Raw genomic sequence first — 18,178 nt, 5'->3', positions numbered from 1 at the left:
CGCGCGGCATTTTCTATCGACAGGAGCGCATCATGAATCGACGTACATGGATCATCAGGCTGGCGGTGTGCGCTCTTGCAGCGCATGCGTCGTTCGCCGCTTCAGTTGCATCGGCCGCCGATCCGGAAGTGGTCAAGATCGGCTTTGTCGGCCCGCTGACGGGGCCTGTCGCGCGGGTCGGCAAGGACCTGCAATATGGCGCGCAACTCGCCATCGACGAAGAGAACGCGAAACATCCGACCGTCGCCGGCAAGCCCGTCAAGTTCGTGCTCGACGTGCAGGACGATCAGGCCGATCCGCGCGTCGCGATCCAGGTCGCGCAAAAGCTCGTCGACGATGGCGTGGTTGGCGTGATCGGCCATTACAATTCGGGCTGCAGCATTCCCGCATCCGCGGTGTATCACAACGCCAACGTCGCGATGATCACGCCGGGCTCGACCAATCCGCAACTGACGAAGCAGGGCTTCAAGAACGTGTTCCGCACGATGGGACATGACGGCGTGGGCGGCGTGGTGGCGGGGCACTTCGTCGTCGAGCAGATGAAGGCGAAGCGGATCGGCATCATCGACGACCGCACGGCGTTCGGCCAGGGTCTTGCCGATGCATTCGAAAAAGGCGCGAAGGAAGCGAACGGCAATATCGTCGATCGCGAATTCACGAACGACAAGGCTGTCGACTTCCGCGCAATTTTGACTTCGCTGAAGAGCAAGAATGTCGATCTGATCTTTTTCGGCGGACTGGACGAACAGGGCGCGATGCTGGTCAAGCAGATGCGCTCGCTCGGCATGACGGCGCAACTGTTCGGCGCGGGCGCGCTGAAGAGCAACGCGTTCCTGCAGATCGCCGGCGCTTCCGGCGAACGCACGCAGGACCTCGAACCCGGTCCCGCGCTCGACAAGCTGCCCGCCGCGCAGGACTTCGGCAAGCGCTACAAGGCGCGCTTCAACCAGGACGTGGAACTGTACGCGCCGTTTGCGTACGACGCCGCGCTCGCGATGCTGAAGGCGATCCACGACGCGAATTCACTCGACAGGCAGAAGATCGTCGACAGCCTCGCCAAGGTTTCGCTGACGGGCGTGACGGGCAAGATCACGTTCGATCCTTACGGCGATCTGATCAAGCCGCCTTATACGCTGTTCCAGGTCGAGCAGGGGCAGTGGAAGAGCATCAGGACCGTGGGAGGCGGAGTCTGATCGTGGGCTGAGCGATGGCGGCGGCGTGCGCGGCGTGTGTTGCGCGCGCCGCCGCTGCTTTGCGTGCCACAGATACTGCCGCTGATGCATGAAGCGCAATGGACCGCTTCACAAATCGAGTTCGAGAAAACGTGTGCCCTCGACGGGATTGAACACATACGCGGAGATAGGCCTGAACCCGAGCGACGCGTAAAGCCGCTGAGCCGCCTGCATGGTCGGCAGCGTATCGAGCCGCATCTTCCTGTAGCCCGCTTCTCTGGCCGCGTGCACGACGGCTTACGCAAGACGCCTGCCTAGCTGCTGGCCGCGGCCTTCCTCACGCACATAGAGGCGCTTCATCTCGCAGATGTCGTACTCGAACGGCCGCAGCGCGACGCAGCCGATCACGCGGCCATCGCGCCATGCAAGCAGAATCGCGCCGGCCGGAGGCGCATATTTCCCGGGCAGCGAGGCCAGTTCGGCATCGAATGACTGAAACGACAGATCGACGCCGAGGCTGTCCGCGTACTCGCGGAAGATCGCGCGCACGGCGTCGAGGTCATCGGGGAAGCGGGCGGGCTGGACGGCTGTCATCGAGGGGTTGGGCGGCAAGCGGGCGAGTCGATGTTCCTTTGTACGACGATAGCACGCTGGATGCGCAGCGCCATGGCCCGTGAATCGGCGTGCGCATCCTGTGCGCGCGGTGCGCCGCATGCAGATATGGCTCGTGTCATTGATGAGATTGGCGCGTTGGGGCGGCGCGTATCAGTCGAGACAGTACCGGAGCGCGGCTGCAAACGCGTGCGGTCGCTCCAGCATCATCATGTGTCCAGCCCCTTCGATGGTTTGGAAGCTCGCGCATTCGATCGACGCCCAGTCCGGCGCATGCCAGCCGTCGCGTGAATGCTCGCCGGCGATCAGGTGAACGGGATGCGTCCCGAAGACCTTGCGCACGATCGAAAGATATAGCTTGTCGCCCGTCGTCGCGACGACGGATTGCCCCATCGCTCTCAGCGTCGACGCGGGTTGACGCGCGAGGCTGTGCGCGGCTGCATCGCGCATGTCGGGTGTCGCATCGACTCCCGCGCCGCGCAGCCATTCGAGCGGATCGGCGCGCAAGCGTTCGAGCAGAGCGGTTGCATCGGCGTCGCTCATGCGGCCGACCGACGCCGACCAGAACGCATCATCCAGCGTGAAATTGCCTTCGATATTGACGATCCTTCGCACACGCTCAGGATGCGCGTGGGCAAGCAGCATCGAGATTGCGCCGCCGACGGAATGCCCAACGACGTCGACTGTTTCGTCGCCAAACTGCTGCTCTATTGAACGGCTGATGTGCTCGGCCTGCGCGCGGAGGGTAATCGCATCGAACGGGACATGCTGGTATTCGCCATAACCCAGCAGGTCGGGTGCGAGCACGCGGCGTGACGAACGCTTAACGGCGTCATCCTCAGCGAACTCCGTCGCGTTTAGCGGACCGAAAAAGCCGTGAATGAAAACGACGGGAGGGCGAGTGCTCATGCTCTTTTCTGGCCTTTGCGTCGATCCTGCGTCTGCTTCAGTTCCGCCTCGAGTTCGTCCATTTCCAGACGGTGCGTGCGGTCGTGATCGAGAAGTTCGCGCACAAGCTCTTCCAGTGTCATGCGCCGCGTGCCGTCGCGCAGGCCGCAACGCGCGAGTTGCTCGGGCTTCAGCTTCTTCAGCATCGTGCACAGATGCTTGCGCGATTGCGCGAATGCATTGACGGCTGCCGTCATGTCCTGATGCAGATAGTCGCGTTCTTCCGCGAGTACCGTTCCGTCGACGGAATCGATGACGGGCAAATGCCGGTTCCGCACGGCTGCGATCCGGTCTGCAAAGATCGCGTCGAGGTCGCGCAAGTGACAGGCGTGCTCGACAGGCGCAAAGCCCGTACCCTTTGGCCGCTGTGACCACCGAGCATTCGGTATGTGCGAGGCGAAAGCAGAGAAGGCGGCAGGCATCTGCGAGAGCGCTTCGATGACGCCTGAGAATGGCAGCAGGATCGGCTGCGGGCTGAACACCGCGCCATAGCTGAACAGCGCACCGGCGACACGTCCGCGCGCCTGCGTGACTTCGTGGCCGTGCTGTCGCATGACTTCCGCGATCATCGCGCCGCAGAACTGACGCGCCGTCGTGTCCTGCTCGATCTCGGGGAATTTCTCCGCGATTTCGTCCGTGACGGCGGCGATAGCCGCAACGCCCGCGCGCGACAGGGCGGCGAATTCGATGTAGCGATCCCGCCCGACGAGCAGTCTTTCAAGCTGCTGTCCGAGCGGAGTCGTTCTGAAGCGGTCGAAGCGGGAATGCATGAGGAGCCGATCTGCCATAAGTAAGTAACGTCGCAAAACGATACGTTATGAGGTGGCATCAGGTCAAGTCATGCCACTTGGCGATTCGCGTTCGCAGTCCACTCCCTGGGTGCTTGCACAAGCGCAACTAACGGTCCGGCCCGCAGCCCCCCGGCCAACTGCTACGCAGCTACACCCCGTCTACACGCCGTGCGGTCAATACAACGGATACACGCGCCGCACCAGAGCTAATCCGCCCGTGCCCGTCAGCGCATGAAAGCAAATCGCGCCAATCTTTCCAGTGCCCCTCACCGACGCCTATTCGACGACAGTGCTAGTCTTTCGGCTGATCGCGTGTTAGCCGGGACAGCGAACTTCGTCGCTTGTTCGAAACTCTCAGCGCAACACGACGCGCGGCAGGCGGCACTCGCGCGCTGTGCTCGCATCGAGCTTTCGCGCGCCAGCGCAAGAACGCAAGCGCGCAAGCACGCCCAAGACGCAAGCAGCGCCACCCGGCCTGCTCAATCGATACAGACGACCGATGCGAGGTAACGTGCATGAACACACCGTCAAGCAACGACGTTGTCTTTCTGTTCGATGTCGACAACACACTGCTCGACAACGATCACGTCCTGCAGGATCTGCGGATGCACATGATGCGCCAGTTCGGAGAGGCGAACAGCTCGCGCTACTGGCGGATTTTCGAAGACCTGCGCGGCGAACTCGGATACGCGGACTATCTCGGCGCATTGCAGCGCTATCGACATGAGCGTCAGGACGACACGCAGCTATTGCTGATGTCCTGCTACCTGATCGACTATCCGTTTGCGAACCGCATTTTTCCTGGCGCGCTCGATGCGCTTCGCTACGCGAGCCAGTTCGGCCAGACGGCGATTCTCTCGGACGGCGATGTCGTGTTCCAGCCGCGCAAGGTGTCGCGCGCGGGGCTGTGGGACGAAGTCGAAGGGCGAGTGCTGATCTATATCCACAAGGAACAGATGCTCGACGACGTGATCGCGCACTTTCCCGCACGCCACTATGTGATGGTCGACGACAAGCTGCGCATCCTCACGGCGATGAAGGAGCAATGGGGCGACCGGCTGACCACGATCTTTCCGAGGCAAGGTCACTATGCGCTCGACGAAGCGGAGATCGCGAAGTATCCCGAGCCCGACATTACGATCGAACGGATCGGCGAACTGACGTCGATCGACTTCGACGGATTGGCGGCGAAGAGACGCAAGTAGCGCACACGAAGCAAGACGCGAGCGATACGCGCGTCAAGCAGCGTCAAGCACATAAGGCACACCTCAAGCACACGTCCAGCACGTCAACCGCGCGAACGTTCATTCGCTCATCCATCCGCCGCTCAGATCGCTGCCCTGCAACAGTTCGAGCAGCGTACCTGCGGGATGACTGAGCCGCTTCGCGGCAAGCGCGATGAATTCGACGTGGGGCAGCGCGGGCAAACTCGCGCTGTTGATGGGCGCCGCGAGCCCGCGCGCCGACACATACTGAGACTTCGCCGTCAGTCCGAGGCCGCCGCGCGCGGCGGCAATGCAGCCGGCGTGGCTGCTGCTCGTGCACACCACCTCCCAGCCGATGCCTTTTTCCGCGAGCGCGTTCAGCACGACGGCGCGCGTCACGCTCGGCTCCGCGACCAGCACCAGCGGCAACGGCTGCCCGACATCGACCACCGTGCCGGGCCGCGCGATCCATTCGAGGCGTGAGCGCAGCAACTGCGTGCCGCGCCGCTCGCCGAGGCGCCGCTTGCCGACGAGCAGATCGATCGACCCCGCATCGAGCAGTTCGTACAGGCGGCTCGTCATGCCGATCGTGAGTTCCAGTTCCACATCGGGATGCGCATGGCGAAACGCGGCGAGCACGTTGGGCAGTGCGCCGAGCGCGATATCGTCGGATGTGCCGAGACGCACGCGCCCCTTCAGCCGCGGCTTGCGAAACTGCGACTCCGCGCGGTTGATGGCTTGCAGGATCACGTTCGCATGCACGAGCAGCGCTTCGCCATCGGCTGTCATCGCAAGCGAATGGGTATCGCGTATGAAGAGGCGCCTGCCGACGTTTTCTTCGAGGCGCCGGATATGTTCGCTTACGCTCGACTGATTCAGACCGAGCCGCTTGCCCGCTTCCGTGAAGCTGCGGCAGTTCGTGACGGTCGCGAACGTCTTGAGCCAGAGAGGATTGAGCATGGCGCATTGTCATCGGCTTTTACGATGACAGTCAATGCCATCAGGCGACTTCCCGATTGCCATTGAAATCGATACCATGATGGCTGATGTGGACGAATCGGCCACCAGAATCGGCCACCAGGAAACACAGCGGGCCCGATTCGGCGAAACGCCCGCAACGCCCGAAACGCCTGTTTCCGAGGCGCAACCGCCGCGACGCCGAAACACGTACGTGCTGAACGCAGGTGTCCGAGCAGGTCGCGCCTCTCCGAACTTCATCATGACCCGCGATTCCTCACACACCGCGCTGCTCTGGATCGTCGCCGCTGCATTCTTCATGCAGGCGCTGGACACGACGATCGTCAACACCGCGCTGCCTTCCATGGCGCAAAGCCTGCACGCATCGCCGCTTGCGATGCAGCCCGTCGTCGTCGCGTACACGCTGACCATGGCGCTACTCACGCCCGCATCCGGCTGGTTCGCGGATCGCTTCGGCACGCGCCGCGTCTATTTCGCCGCGATCCTCGTCTTCGTGCTCGGCTCGCTGTGCTGCGCCGGCGCGCATACCCTCGATCAACTCGTCATTGCGCGCGTGCTGCAAGGCATCGGCGGCTCGATGCTGCTGCCCATCGGACGGCTTGCCGTATTGCGCCGCGTGCCCGGCGAGCAGTACGTGTCGGCGCTGGCCTTCGTGTCCGTCGCGGGACAGGTCGGGCCGATCGTCGGGCCGACGCTGGGCGGCTGGCTCACGCAGTCCATTTCGTGGCACTGGATTTTTCTCGTCAACGTTCCCGTCGGTGCGATCGGGCTCTTCGCTGTGCAACGCTATCTGCCGCACGATCACGCAACGCAGCCGCCGCCATTCGATTTCATCGGCTGCGGACTGCTCTCGCTCGCGATGATCCTGCTTTCGCTCGCAATCGATCCGCCGATGAGCAGCCATCGCATCGAATGGTCGGCAGGTCTCGCGGCGGCCGGCGTCGTTGCGGCGCTCGCATACATTCCGCACGCCCGCTCGTTCAAGCGGCCGCTCTTCAGGCTCGCGCTGTTCAGCGAGCCGAACTTCAGCGTCGGTCTCGTCGGCAATCTGCTGTGCCGGATCGGATCGAGCGCGGTGCCGTTCATGCTGCCGCTGTTGATGCAGGTGCAGCTCGGCTACTCGCCGTTGCGTTCGGGCCTGATGCTGCTGCCCGCCGCGATTGCGGGCACCGTCTCCAAGCGCCGGATCGCGCCGCTGATCAAGCGCTTCGGCTACCCGGCGTTTCTCGCCGTCAATACGGTGATCGTCGGCTCGACGATCGTCGCGTTCGCGCTCGTGTCGAAGCACTCGGCGCCGTTGCTGGAAATCGTGCTGCTTACCGTGTTCGGCGCGGCGAACTCGATGCAGTTCGCCGCGATGAACAGCGTGACGCTCAAAGGTTTGTCGCACGCGGACGCGGGCAGCGGCAACAGCCTCTTCTCGATGGTGCAGATGCTGGCGATCGGCCTTGGCGTGTCAATCGGCGGCGGGCTCGTCAACGTGTTTTCCGCGCAATGGGGCTCGGAGTCGATGGGCTTCATGCTCAGCTTCGTGTGCGTCGGCATGATCACGCTGCTGGCGGCGCTCGTGTTCCGTCGACTCGACGTGCCGCCCGCACAGCCCGCCGTCGCCGCGCCGGCGCGCACGGCGCGCTGATCGTGCGCCGCTCGACATCAATGGGCGTCGTGCGTATGCCGCGCCCGCTCGACGAGATGATCGACCATCCGCTGCGCCGCCGGCTGTAGCGATTCGAAATCGCGAAAGCACACGACGAACTTCCGCTTCGCCCATTCGTCCGTCAACGGAATCACGCGCACATCGAGAATGCGCGCATACGTATCGCCCACTACTTGCGGAATCACGCTGATGCCGAGCTTCGCGGCGACCACGCGAAACGCCGCATCGAAGTTCGACACGACCGCCCGGTACGACACCGTGCCGCCCGCTCGCGCGGCGGCGCGCTGCATCATCATGTGCACGGCCGTCGATGGCGGCAGGCCCACGTGCTCGTAGCCGAGCGTCTCCGCGAAGCGCAGTGTCGAGCGCTTCGCGAGCGGATGGTCCGGATGCACGGCGAGCGCGAGCCGGTCCTCGCGATACGGCCGATGTTCGAGCCCTTCGAGATCCACGTTGTCCCAGCACACGCCGACGGACGCCGCGCCTTCGCGCAGCCGCCGCACGAGATCGTGCGACAGCCACTCCTCGACATGCACGCGGATGTTCTCGTGCGCGGGCATGCTCATGAACGATGCGACGTCGTCGAGCAAGCTCTCCGCAATCGCCGATGCCGACGCGCACACGCTCACACTGCCGCGCAGGCCGCTGCCGAATGCAGCGATATCGCTCGCGATCCGGTCCATCGTGAACAGCACGTTGCGCGCGTGCTCGAGCAGCGCCATGCCGGCGGGCGTCGGCAGCACGCCGCGTCGCGAGCGCGTGAAGAGCGGCACGCCCAGATCGCTTTCGAGCTGCGCGATCCGCTTGCTGACGGCGGACGGCTCGATATGTTCGTCGTGCGCGGCGCGCGCCATGTTCTTGTGTTCGCAGACGGCCACGACGAGCCGCAATGTTTTCAGGTCGATGTCGCGCACGCGCTGTCTCCCTTAGCGTTTCCATTTCGGAAATCTGACGCTTCCAAAATAGCGCTTTATGTATCGGATGGAATGTCTAAAGTTAGCACAACGCCGGCATTCGCAAAGACCGGCATGCCAATCGGAGACACACTCGATGCCCTCATTCCCCTCCCGCGTCGTGATCCGCGAAGTCGGCTTGCGCGACGGGCTGCAAAGCATTCAGACCGTGCTTCCCACGGAAAAGAAGATCGAATGGATCGCCGGTGCGTATGCGGCCGGTCAGCGCGAAATCGAAGTCGGTTCGTTCGTGCCCGCGCGCCTGTTACCGCAACTCGCGGACACGGCGGAACTCGTCGCGTATGCGAAGACGCTGCCCGGTCTGTTCGTCTCGGTGCTCGTGCCGAACCTGAGAGGCGCCGAGCGCGCGATCGACACGCGAGCGGACCTGATGCTCGTGCCGTTGTCCGCGAGTCGCGAGCATAGTCTTGCAAATCTGCGCAAGACGCCCGACGAAGTGGTCGCCGAAGTCGCGCGCATCCGTGCCGCGCGCGACGCAGCGGGCTCGAAGACGCTGATCGAAGGCGGCATCGGCACTGGGTTCGGCTGCACGATTCAAGGCGCCGTCGATCAGGCCGACGTGCTGCGCTGCATGCAGGCGCTGCTCGATGCGGGCGCGGACCGCGTGAGCATCGCGGATACCGTCGGCTACGCGAATCCCGCCGCCGTGCGCGACCTGTTCGAGAAAGCGCGGCGCATCGTCGGCGAACGCTTGTGGTGCGGCCACTTCCACGACACGCGCGGCCTCGCGCTCGCGAACGTGTATGCGGCGCTCGAAACGGGCGTCGCGCGCTTTGATGCGACGCTCGCCGGCATCGGCGGCTGTCCGCATGCGCCGGGCGCAAGCGGCAACGCATCGAGTGAGGACCTCGCGTTCATGCTCGCGGACATGGGCATCGAAACGGGCGTCGATATCGAACGGCTGCTGACGCTGCGCGCGAAGGTCGCGCAGTGGCTCTCGAACGAAACGCTGCACGGCACGCTATGGCTTGCGGGCCTGCCGAAGACATTCAACGGCGGTGCGAAGCGTGCCGCGAATCCCATCGTTACCGCCTGAGGTTCAACATGAGCACATCCAACCGGCTGCCTCTCGAAGGCGTGCGCGTCATCGAATTCACTCACATGGTCATGGGGCCGACGTGCGGGATGATCCTCGCGGATCTCGGCGCCGAAGTCATCAAGATCGAACCGCCCGGCGGCGACAAGACACGCAAGCTGCCGGGCCTCGGCATCGGCTTCTTTCGCACGTTCAACCGCAACAAGAAGAGCGTCGTGCTCGACATCAACACGCCCGACGGTCACGCAGCCGCCGAAGAGCTGATCGGCCAGTGCGACGTGATGCTCGAAAACTTCCGGCCTGGGTTGATGCAGAAGCTGGGCCTCGACTACGACACGCTGTCGAAGAAGTTTCCGCGCCTGATCTACGTCTCGCACAAGGGCTTTTTGCCCGGCCCTTATGAAAAGCGTCTCGCGCTCGATGAAGTCGTGCAGATGATGGGCGGCCTGTCGTATATGACGGGGCCGGCGGGGCGTCCGTTGCGCGCGGGCACGTCGGTCAACGACATCATGGGCGGAATGTTCGGTGCGATCGGCGTGCTCGCTGCGCTGCGCGAACGCGATTTCACCGGGCGCGGACAGGAAGTGCAGAGCGCGTTGTTCGAGAACTGCGTGTTCCTCGCCGGCCAGCATATGCAGCAGTACGCGATGACGCATGAAGCGCCGCCGCCGATGCCGTCGCGCGTCTCCGCATGGAGCGTGTACGACGTGTTCACGCTCGCGAACGGCGAGCAACTGTTCATCGGCGCCGTCAGCGACAGGCAGTTCCTCACGCTGTGCGATGTGATCGGATGCCCCGATCTGGCAAACGAACCGCAATTCGCGGACAACGCGATGCGCGTGGCCGTGCGTCCCGAACTGCTCGCGCGTCTCGGTGAGATCCTCAAGCACCATCGCGCCGATGAACTCGCGGCAAAGCTCGAAGCTGCGGGCATTCCGTACGCGCACATCGTGCGCCCCGATCAACTGTTCGATGATCCGCACCTGAAGCAAAGCGGCGGACTCGTGCCGATGCAAACCGATGACGGCGGCACGACAGAAGTGGTCTTGTTGCCGCTGACGATGGGCGGCCGGCGTCCTGGCGTGCGTCAGGCGCTGGCGAAAGTCGGCGAGCACACACAGGAGATTCTTTCGCGGCTGACGGGGCGCGCCGCTGCGTGATCGCGCCGACAAGCGAGGGAACGCAGCCCAACCGACATGAACGAAACATCGACCATCAGGCATCCAAACCGATCCGACAACTGATGGCGCATTTCAGGAGACAGACAACTATGCAGCGCTCGATACCCGCGACAGCGGACAATCCCCCGTTTGCGCCCGCGGAGGCGCAGACCAATCTGCGCGCGGCGGCGGCATTGTCGGCACGAATGGATCGCTTGCCCGTCACGCGTTACTTGTGGATGCTCGTCCTGCTGATTTCGCTCGGCGGATTCTTCGAGGTCTACGATCTGATCTTCACCGGCTACATCGCGCCAGGGATGGCGAAGAGCGGTTTGCTCAAGACGACGACGGATTCGTTCTTCGGACTTCAGGGCATCGCGGGTTTCATCGCATCGACGTTCGCGGGGCTGTTCGTCGGCACGTTCTGTTTCGGATGGCTGCCGGACCGCTTCGGGCGCCGTAAGGTGTTCACGGTGTCGCTGCTCTGGTATTCGGTCGGCTCCGCCATCCTGGCGTTTCAGCACACGCCTGAAGGGCTGATCTTGTGGCGCTTCATCACGGGCATCGGTGTCGGCATCGAAATCGTGACGATCGACAGCTACGTCACCGAACTCGTGCCGCAGCACATGCGGGGCCGCGCGATGGCGTTCAACCAGGCCGTGATGTTCGCAGCCGCGCCTGCCGCGGCGATTCTGTCGTACTGGCTCGTGCCGACCACGTTCGCGGGCATCGACGGCTGGCGCTGGGTCGTGCTGATCGGCTCGGCGGGCGCGGTGATCGTGTGGTTCATTCGTCTCGTCGTGCCGGAGAGCCCGCGCTGGCTCGCGAGTCATGGGCACGTCGAGGAGGGCGACCGCGTGGTCAGAAAGATGGAAGCGATGGCCGCGCGCCAAACGGGCCGCGCGTTGCCGGCGCCGCTGCCTGCCGTCGAAGTGCCCGCGCATCGACGCGCGTCGCTCGCGGAATTGTGGCAGCCGCCGTATCGCTCGCGGCTCATCATGTTGATCGTCTTCAACTTCTGCCAGGCGATCGGCTATTACGGATTCGCGAACTGGGTGCCGACGCTGCTGATCGGTCAGGGCATCACGGTGACCAAGAGCCTGCTCTACTCGTTCATCATCGCCATTGCGTTGCCTTCGGGGCCGTTGCTCGCGATGCTGTTCGCCGACAGGCTCCAGCGCAAATGGCTGATCGTCGGCTCGGCGTTTGCAGTGGTCGTGTTCGGGCTCCTGTTCGGGCAGATGAAAGCCGTCGTGCCGCTGATCGTGCTCGGCGTGCTCATCAGTCTCGCGGGGCAGACCATCTCCGTTTGCTATCACGCGTACCAGGCCGAGCTATTCCCGACGCGCATCCGCTGCCGCGCGAACGGAATCGTCTATTCGGCGAGCCGCATCGGCGCGATGATGTCGGGCTTCGTCATCGCGCACCTGTTGCGCGAGTTCGGCGTCGCGGGTGTGTTCGTCGGCATTACCGCGTGCATGATCGTCGTGATGATTTCGATCGGCGGATTCGGGCCGAAAACGAATGGCGTCCGGCTCGAAGAGCTTTGCCATTGAGGTCGCGCTAGTCGCTAAAAATAGAAACGCCGGCCGGGTCTTTGGCGACCCGGCCGGCGTTTTGTCGTCATGCAACGGCTACGCGCGGAAACTTACGCGCGGCCTGCCTTCAGTTGCAAACGGAACTTGTGCAGCAACGGTTCCGTATAGCCGCTCGGCTGCGCGCAGCCTTCGAACACCAGCGCGCACGCGGCCTTGAACGCAACCGAAGCATCGAAGTTCGGTGCCATCGGCTTGTAGTTCGGGTCGCCTGCGTTTTGCTGATCGACGACCTTCGCCATGCGCTGCAAGGTTTCCTTCACGAACTCCGGCTTGACGACGCCGTGACGCAGCCAGTTCGCGATGTGCTGGCTCGAAATGCGCAGCGTCGCGCGGTCTTCCATCAGGCCGACGTTGTGGATGTCGGGCACCTTCGAGCAGCCGACGCCCTGATCGATCCAGCGCACCACATAGCCGAGGATGCCCTGTGCGTTGTTCTCGACTTCCTGGCGGATCTCGTCGTCGTTCCATTGCGCGCGTTCGACGACGGGGATGGTCAGCAGTCCGTCGAGCAGTTCGTCGCGCACGCTCGCGAAGTCCGTGCGTTCCAGTTCCTTCTGCACGGCCTGCACGTCGACCTGATGATAGTGCAGCGCATGCAGTGTCGCGGCCGTGGGCGAGGGCACCCATGCCGTGTTCGCACCTGCCTTCGGATGGCCGATCTTCTGCTCGAGCATTGCCTTCATCAGGTCCGGCATCGCCCACATGCCCTTGCCGATCTGCGCACGGCCGCGCAGGCCCGCAGCGAGACCGACGAGCACGTTGCTGCGCTCGTAGGCGGCGATCCACTTGCTCGACTTCATATCGCCCTTGCGCATCATCGGGCCCGCTTCCATCGAGCTGTGCATCTCGTCGCCCGTGCGATCGAGGAAGCCCGTGTTGATGAACGCGACGCGCGCCGATGCCTCGCCGATACACGCGGAGAGGTTCACGCTCGTGCGGCGCTCTTCGTCCATGATGCCCATCTTGATCGTGTTGCGCGCAAGCCCGAGCAGATCTTCGACGCGCGTGAACAGCTCGCTCGCGAACGCGACTTCAGCGGGGCCGTGCATCTTCGGCTTGACGATGTAGATGGAGCCCGTGCGCGAATTGAGCTTGTGCGTGCGGTCGTGCAGCGCGCACAGCGTCGTGACGACGGCGTCGAGAATGCCTTCGGGAATCTCGTGGCCATCGCGATCGAGCACGGCCGGGTTCGTCATCAGATGGCCGACGTTGCGGATGAACAGCAGCGAGCGGCCATGCAGCGTGACCTGCTGGCCATTCGCGCCCGTGTACTCGCGGTCCGCGTTCAGGCGGCGCGTGAACGTCTTGCCGTTCTTCGTGACTTCTTCCGTCAGCGTGCCGACCATCATGCCGAGCCAGTTGCGATAGAGCAGCACCTTGTCGTCGGCATCGACGGCGGCAACCGAGTCCTCGCAGTCGATGATCGTGCTGACAGCCGCTTCCATCAGCACGTCCTTGATGTGCGCGGGATCGGTCTTGCCGATCGAATCGTTTGCGTCGATGTGGATTTCGAAGTGCAGGCCGTTGTGCTTGAGCAGCACGGCCGACGGCGCATTCGCATCGCCCTGATAACCGACGAACTGCGCCGGGTCTTGCAGCGCGGTCGCGCCGCTCTTCAGCGCGACGCTGAGCTTGCCGTTCTCGACGCGGTAGCCGGTCGCGTCCTTGTGCGAACCGTTCGCGAGAGGCGCGGCATCGTCGAGGAACTTGCGCGCATACGCGATCACGCGCGCGCCGCGCACCGGGTTGTACTTCGCGCCGCGTTCGGCGCCGTCGGTTTCGTCGATGGCATCGGTGCCATAGAGCGCGTCGTACAGGCTGCCCCAGCGCGCATTCGCTGCGTTCAGCGCGTAACGCTGGTTCGACAGCGGCACGACGAGTTGCGGGCCCGCCTGTTCGGCGATTTCGCGGTCGATGTTCTCCGTGCTGGCCTTCACGCTCGCAGGCACGGGCACGATATAGCCGATGCTTTCGAGGAAGCCGCGATATGCGCGCAGGTCGCGCACCGGGCCGGGGTTGGCGCGATGCCATTTGTCGAGTTCGACCTGCAGGCGGTCGCGTTCGGCGAGCAGCGCGCGGTTCTTCGGCGCGAGGTCGTGCACGATGGCATCGAAACCGGCCCAGAATGCGGCGCTATCGACACCGGTTCCAGGCAGGGCTTCCTTTTCGATGAACTGTTCGAGGTTCGCGGCGACCTGCAATCCGCCGCGTTGAGTCATTTGGGTCATGGGCTGTTCCAAGAGGGGCGAAATTTCGACTAGCTTCGGGGCGGCGTTCAACCATTCGCACCGGTGGCAACGGCCGCGGCACCGGCCTTTGCCACTTGCGCATCCTGATCGGCCTTCACGCCGGAAACACCGACGGCGCCGACCACCTGACCATTTACCACAACGGGCACGCCGCCTTCCAGCGTACCCGAGAGCGGCGCGCTCAGGAACGCGGTGCGGCCGCCGTTGATCATGTCTTCATACTGCTTCGATTCGCGGCGGCCCAGCGCGGCCGTGCGGGCTTTCTCGGTTGCGATGTAGGCGCCGATGGGTGCGCAGTTGTCGAGGCGCAGTAGCGCGAGTTGGTGGCCGCCGTCGTCGACGACGGCAATCGCCACGGCCCACTGGTTGCGTTCGGCTTCGGCGCGTGCCGCTTCAATGATTTTCGTCGACTCGGCGACCGTCAGAACGGATTTTGTCTGCATATTGCGTTTCCTGAAACGATTGAGGTGACTTCCATCTACAGACCGGTCGCGAGTCGCGGATCGACATGACAGGCGGCACACGCGCGCACGACTTACGCGCGTGCGAGGTCCAGTCTTATATATGACTTGGGGTCCATTGTTCCCCGTTCTCGGCTGCTTGTCGACCCGGTGGAACACTGGTCTTACCAGTTTTTTCTGTCCCCTGCAGGTCTTGTCGCTACAGACAAGCACACGCAAGCGCCGCGCCAGGGAAAACCCGCGCCGACCACCGATGCGCTTGACCATCGGTTGAACTGCGCGAATACTACTAATATGTTAGTGAATTGAGCGGATACAACCAGGCCATGTTCGTAATCCACGATCACCGGATTCATCTAGAAGGCGAGCCGCTCGCACGCGATGTCGATGCGCCCACCGTGAGCGCGCTGCTCGCGGATGGAAAGATCTGTCGTTCGCCCGTGGGCGGCGCGGTCTATGGCACGTTGCTGAACGATCGTGCCGCGCTCGATGGGTTGGGCGATGCCGTCCATGCTTCGCCGTACAAGGCGCCGCCGAAAGCGCCCGTTCTGTACCTGAAGCCGCGCAACACGCTGGCAGGGCACGGCGCGCAAGTCGTCGTGCCGGACGATCAGCACGGCGTGCAGATCGGCGGATCGCTTGGCATTGTGATCGGGCGCACGGCGTGTCGTGTGAGCGTCGATCGGGCGCTGGAATTCGTCGCCGGATATACGATCGTTGCCGATCTTTGCGTGCCGCATGCAAGCGTTTATCGGCCATCGGTGCGGTTTCGCGCGCGCGATGGTTTCTGCGTGATCGGTCCTGCTGTAGTCGCGCGACGGCACGTAGCCGATGCGGATGCGCTGCGTATCGCGATCAGCATCGAAGGAGAGCGCGCTTTCGAAGCGAGCACTTCGACTTCGATTCGCAACGTCGCGCGATTGATCGCCGACGTGACCGACTTCATGACGCTTTCCCCCGGCGATGTGCTGACGCTGGGTGTCCCGCATGGCGCGCCCATCGCGCACGCCGGCGACAACGTGAGCATCGCGATCGACGCATGGACGCCGTTGCGCTTCTCGATGACGTCGAAAGAAGGAGAAGAACGATGATGCGCGGCCGTGTTGCGTATGCAGGCGCGATTCACGAGGCGTATCCGCACGGGCGCGGCGTGCGGCTCGCCGATGGCCGCGTCTGTCGCGAAGAAGAAGTCGTATGGCTTGCGCCAATCGAACCCGGCACGATCTTCGCGCTCGGTCTGAATTACGCGGAGCACGCGAAGGAACTGCAATTCTCGAAGCAGGAAGAGCCGCTCGTGTTTCTAAAGGGACCGGGCAGCGTGATCGGCCATCGCGGCGTGACGCGCCGTCCAAACGATGTGACGTTCATGCACTACGAGTGCGAACTCGCCGTGGTAATCGGCCGGCCCGCAAAAGAAGTGAAACGCGACGAAGCAATGCAGTACGTTGGCGGCTACACGATCGCGAACGACTACGCGATTCGCGACTATCTGGAGAACTATTACCGGCCCAATCTGCGCGTTAAGAACCGCGATGGCGGAACGGTACTCGGCCCGTGGTTCGTCGATGCCGCCGACATTGCCGATGTCGCGCAGCTCGAATTGCGCACCTATGTGAACGGCACGCTGCAACAAAAGGGCAATACGCGCGACCTCGTCACCGACATTCCCGCGCTGATCGAATATCTGAGCAGCTTCATGACGCTCGCGCCCGGCGACGTGATTCTGACGGGCACGCCCGAGGGCGTCGTCAATGTGAATGCCGGCGATGAAGTCGTCTGCGAGATCGATGGCCTCGGCCGTCTCGTCAACGTAATCGCTTCCGACGCGGACTTCAACCGCGACTGACTCTTTGGGACCTGCCAATGCGAATCGAACATCTGATCAACGGCCAATCGACGAAAGCACGCGATTACTTCGAGACTGTGAATCCGGCGACACAAGAAGTACTGGCCGAAGTCGCGCGCGGCACGGGCGAAGAGATCGACGCAGCTGTGCGCGCTGCGAAAGACGCATTTCCCGCGTGGGCCGCGAAGCCCGCAGCCGAACGCGCGAAACTCGTGCGCAAGCTCGGTGAACTGATCTCGAAGCACGTGCCCGAGATCTCCGACACGGAAACGCGCGACACCGGGCAAACGATTTCGCAAACGCGCAAGCAACTGGTGCCGCGTGCCGCCGACAACTTCACGTATTTCGCGGAGATGTGCACGCGTGTCGACGGCCATACGTACCCGACCGATTCGCATCTGAACTACACGCTGTTTCATCCCGTCGGCGTGTGCGCGCTGATTTCTCCGTGGAATGTGCCGTTCATGACGGCCACGTGGAAGGTCGCGCCGTGTCTCGCGTTCGGCAATACGGCTGTGTTGAAGATGAGCGAGTTGTCGCCGCTCACGGCGTCGATGCTCGGCAATCTGGCGCTCGAAGCGGGCATTCCTGCGGGCGTGCTGAACGTCGTGCATGGCTATGGCAAGGAAGCGGGCGAACCGCTCGTCGCGCATCCCGATGTACACGCCATTTCGTTCACCGGCTCGACGGCGACGGGCAATCGCATCGTGCAGACGGCGGGCCTCAAGAAGTTCTCGATGGAACTGGGCGGCAAGTCGCCGTTCGTGATCTTCGACGATGCCGATTTCGAACGCGCGCTCGATGCCGCCGTGTTCATGATCTTCTCGAACAATGGCGAGCGCTGCACGGCGGGCTCGCGGATACTCGTGCAGAAATCGATCTACGCGAAATTCGCGGAGCGCTTTATCGAGCGCGCAAAACGTTTGACCGTTGGCGATCCTTTGAGCGACAGCACGATCATCGGTCCGATGATCAGCCAGGGTCATCTCGCGAAAGTGCGCAGCTATATCGAGCTGGGACGGAAGGAAGGCGCGACGCTCGCGTGCGGCGGACTCGATACGCCATCGTTGCCCGACGCGCTGAAGCAAGGCAACTTCGTCGCGCCTACTGTATTCGTCGATGTCGATAACCGCATGCGTATCGCGCAGGAAGAGATCTTCGGGCCGGTCGCGTGCCTGATTCCGTTCGACGACGAAGCGCACGCGATTCGCCTCGCCAACGATATCTCGTACGGCCTGTCGAGCTATGTATGGACCGAGAACACAGGTCGCGCGCATCGCGTGGCGGCGGCGATCGAAGCGGGCATGTGCTTCGTGAACAGCCAGAACGTGCGCGATCTGCGGCAGCCGTTTGGCGGCACGAAGGCATCGGGTGTCGGGCGCGAAGGCGGCACGTGGAGCTATGAAGTGTTCCTCGAACCGAAGAACGTGTGCGTGTCGCTTGGATCGCATCACATTCCGCGCTGGGGCGTTTAATTTTTCGCGCGCTTAT

At 63.3% G+C, this 18,178-nt stretch carries 15 protein-coding genes and 1 pseudogene; 9 read left to right on the top strand and 7 right to left on the bottom strand.

Annotated features, from left to right (window positions below):
• Positions 1–32 precede the first annotated feature (32 nt).
• Positions 33–1,193: a branched-chain amino acid ABC transporter substrate-binding protein gene (locus BMW76_RS27515; protein WP_090870997.1), complete on the top strand. Its 1,161-nt coding sequence runs from the start codon at positions 33–35 to the stop codon at positions 1,191–1,193.
• A 108-nt stretch (positions 1,194–1,301) separates the two neighbouring features.
• Here the strand turns inward: BMW76_RS27515 and BMW76_RS27510 are convergent.
• The 3 genes and pseudogenes from BMW76_RS27510 to BMW76_RS27500 all read right to left on the bottom strand — a co-directional run bounded on the left by BMW76_RS27510 (position 1,302) and on the right by BMW76_RS27500 (position 3,502).
• Positions 1,302–1,766 (bottom strand): annotated as a pseudogene (locus BMW76_RS27510) (GNAT family N-acetyltransferase).
• Positions 1,767–1,937: 171 nt separating this feature from the next.
• On the bottom strand, positions 1,938–2,693 hold the full coding sequence (locus tag BMW76_RS27505; protein ID WP_090870995.1) for an alpha/beta fold hydrolase: 756 nt from the start codon (positions 2,691–2,693) through the stop codon (positions 1,938–1,940).
• A complete protein-coding gene (locus tag BMW76_RS27500; protein WP_090871079.1) occupies positions 2,690–3,502 on the bottom strand; it encodes a DinB family protein in 813 nt (270 codons plus the stop codon). Before BMW76_RS27500 ends, BMW76_RS27505 begins: the two co-directional genes overlap by 4 nt.
• A 536-nt stretch (positions 3,503–4,038) precedes the next feature.
• Between BMW76_RS27500 and BMW76_RS27495 the strand changes: the two genes are divergently transcribed.
• The gene (locus tag BMW76_RS27495) at positions 4,039–4,728 is read left to right on the top strand and encodes an HAD family hydrolase (RefSeq protein WP_090870993.1); all 690 of its coding nucleotides are present in this window, start codon (positions 4,039–4,041) and stop codon (positions 4,726–4,728) included.
• 99 nt (positions 4,729–4,827) lie between these two features.
• Here the strand turns inward: BMW76_RS27495 and BMW76_RS27490 are convergent, their stop codons facing one another.
• On the bottom strand, positions 4,828–5,688 hold the full coding sequence (locus BMW76_RS27490; RefSeq protein ID WP_090870991.1) for a LysR family transcriptional regulator: 861 nt from the start codon (positions 5,686–5,688) through the stop codon (positions 4,828–4,830).
• Positions 5,689–5,947: 259 nt separating this feature from the next.
• On the opposite strand from BMW76_RS27490, the gene mdtD reads away from it, so the two are divergent.
• A complete protein-coding gene (mdtD, locus tag BMW76_RS27485; RefSeq protein WP_090871078.1) occupies positions 5,948–7,342 on the top strand; it encodes a multidrug transporter subunit MdtD in 1,395 nt (464 codons plus the stop codon).
• A 17-nt stretch (positions 7,343–7,359) separates the two neighbouring features.
• On the opposite strand, the gene BMW76_RS27480 is transcribed toward mdtD, so the two are convergent.
• Positions 7,360–8,277, bottom strand: coding sequence for a LysR family transcriptional regulator (locus BMW76_RS27480; protein WP_090870990.1), 918 nt, complete (start codon positions 8,275–8,277; stop codon positions 7,360–7,362).
• Positions 8,278–8,413: 136 nt separating this feature from the next.
• On the opposite strand from BMW76_RS27480, the gene BMW76_RS27475 reads away from it, so the two are divergent.
• From BMW76_RS27475 to BMW76_RS27465, 3 genes are all read left to right on the top strand, one after another.
• Positions 8,414–9,373, top strand: coding sequence for a hydroxymethylglutaryl-CoA lyase (locus BMW76_RS27475; RefSeq protein ID WP_090870988.1), 960 nt, complete (start codon positions 8,414–8,416; stop codon positions 9,371–9,373).
• A gap of 8 nt (positions 9,374–9,381) precedes the next feature.
• The gene (locus BMW76_RS27470; protein ID WP_090870986.1) at positions 9,382–10,533 is read left to right on the top strand and encodes a CaiB/BaiF CoA transferase family protein; all 1,152 of its coding nucleotides are present in this window, start codon (positions 9,382–9,384) and stop codon (positions 10,531–10,533) included.
• A gap of 110 nt (positions 10,534–10,643) precedes the next feature.
• Entirely contained in the window at positions 10,644–12,089 is a 1,446-nt protein-coding gene (locus tag BMW76_RS27465) for an MFS transporter (protein ID WP_090870984.1), read from the top strand.
• A 92-nt stretch (positions 12,090–12,181) separates the two neighbouring features.
• On the opposite strand, the gene BMW76_RS27460 is transcribed toward BMW76_RS27465, so the two are convergent.
• Both BMW76_RS27460 and BMW76_RS27455 read right to left on the bottom strand, forming a co-directional pair.
• Entirely contained in the window at positions 12,182–14,359 is a 2,178-nt protein-coding gene (locus tag BMW76_RS27460; RefSeq protein ID WP_090870982.1) for a malate synthase G, read from the bottom strand.
• Between the two features lie 47 nt (positions 14,360–14,406).
• Positions 14,407–14,823, bottom strand: a complete 417-nt coding sequence (locus tag BMW76_RS27455; RefSeq protein ID WP_090870980.1) for a heme-binding protein — start codon at positions 14,821–14,823, stop codon at positions 14,407–14,409.
• Positions 14,824–15,167: 344 nt separating this feature from the next.
• Here BMW76_RS27455 and BMW76_RS27450 point away from each other — a divergent pair, with 344 nt between their 5' ends.
• Genes BMW76_RS27450 through hpaE form a run of 3 tightly spaced genes read left to right on the top strand, consistent with a single transcriptional unit; the run spans position 15,168 to position 18,162 of the window.
• Entirely contained in the window at positions 15,168–15,932 is a 765-nt protein-coding gene (locus tag BMW76_RS27450) for a fumarylacetoacetate hydrolase family protein (protein WP_090870978.1), read from the top strand.
• Positions 15,929–16,687: a fumarylacetoacetate hydrolase family protein gene (locus BMW76_RS27445; RefSeq protein ID WP_090870970.1), complete on the top strand. Its 759-nt coding sequence runs from the start codon at positions 15,929–15,931 to the stop codon at positions 16,685–16,687. Before BMW76_RS27450 ends, BMW76_RS27445 begins: the two co-directional genes overlap by 4 nt.
• A 17-nt stretch (positions 16,688–16,704) precedes the next feature.
• The gene (hpaE, locus tag BMW76_RS27440; RefSeq protein WP_090870969.1) at positions 16,705–18,162 is read left to right on the top strand and encodes a 5-carboxymethyl-2-hydroxymuconate semialdehyde dehydrogenase; all 1,458 of its coding nucleotides are present in this window, start codon (positions 16,705–16,707) and stop codon (positions 18,160–18,162) included.
• Positions 18,163–18,178 lie beyond the last annotated feature (16 nt).

It is taken from the genome of Paraburkholderia diazotrophica (assembly GCF_900108945.1).
GTDB classification, from domain to species: Bacteria; Pseudomonadota; Gammaproteobacteria; order Burkholderiales; family Burkholderiaceae; genus Paraburkholderia; species Paraburkholderia diazotrophica.
This window is presented reverse-complemented; position numbering and strand designations above follow the sequence as displayed.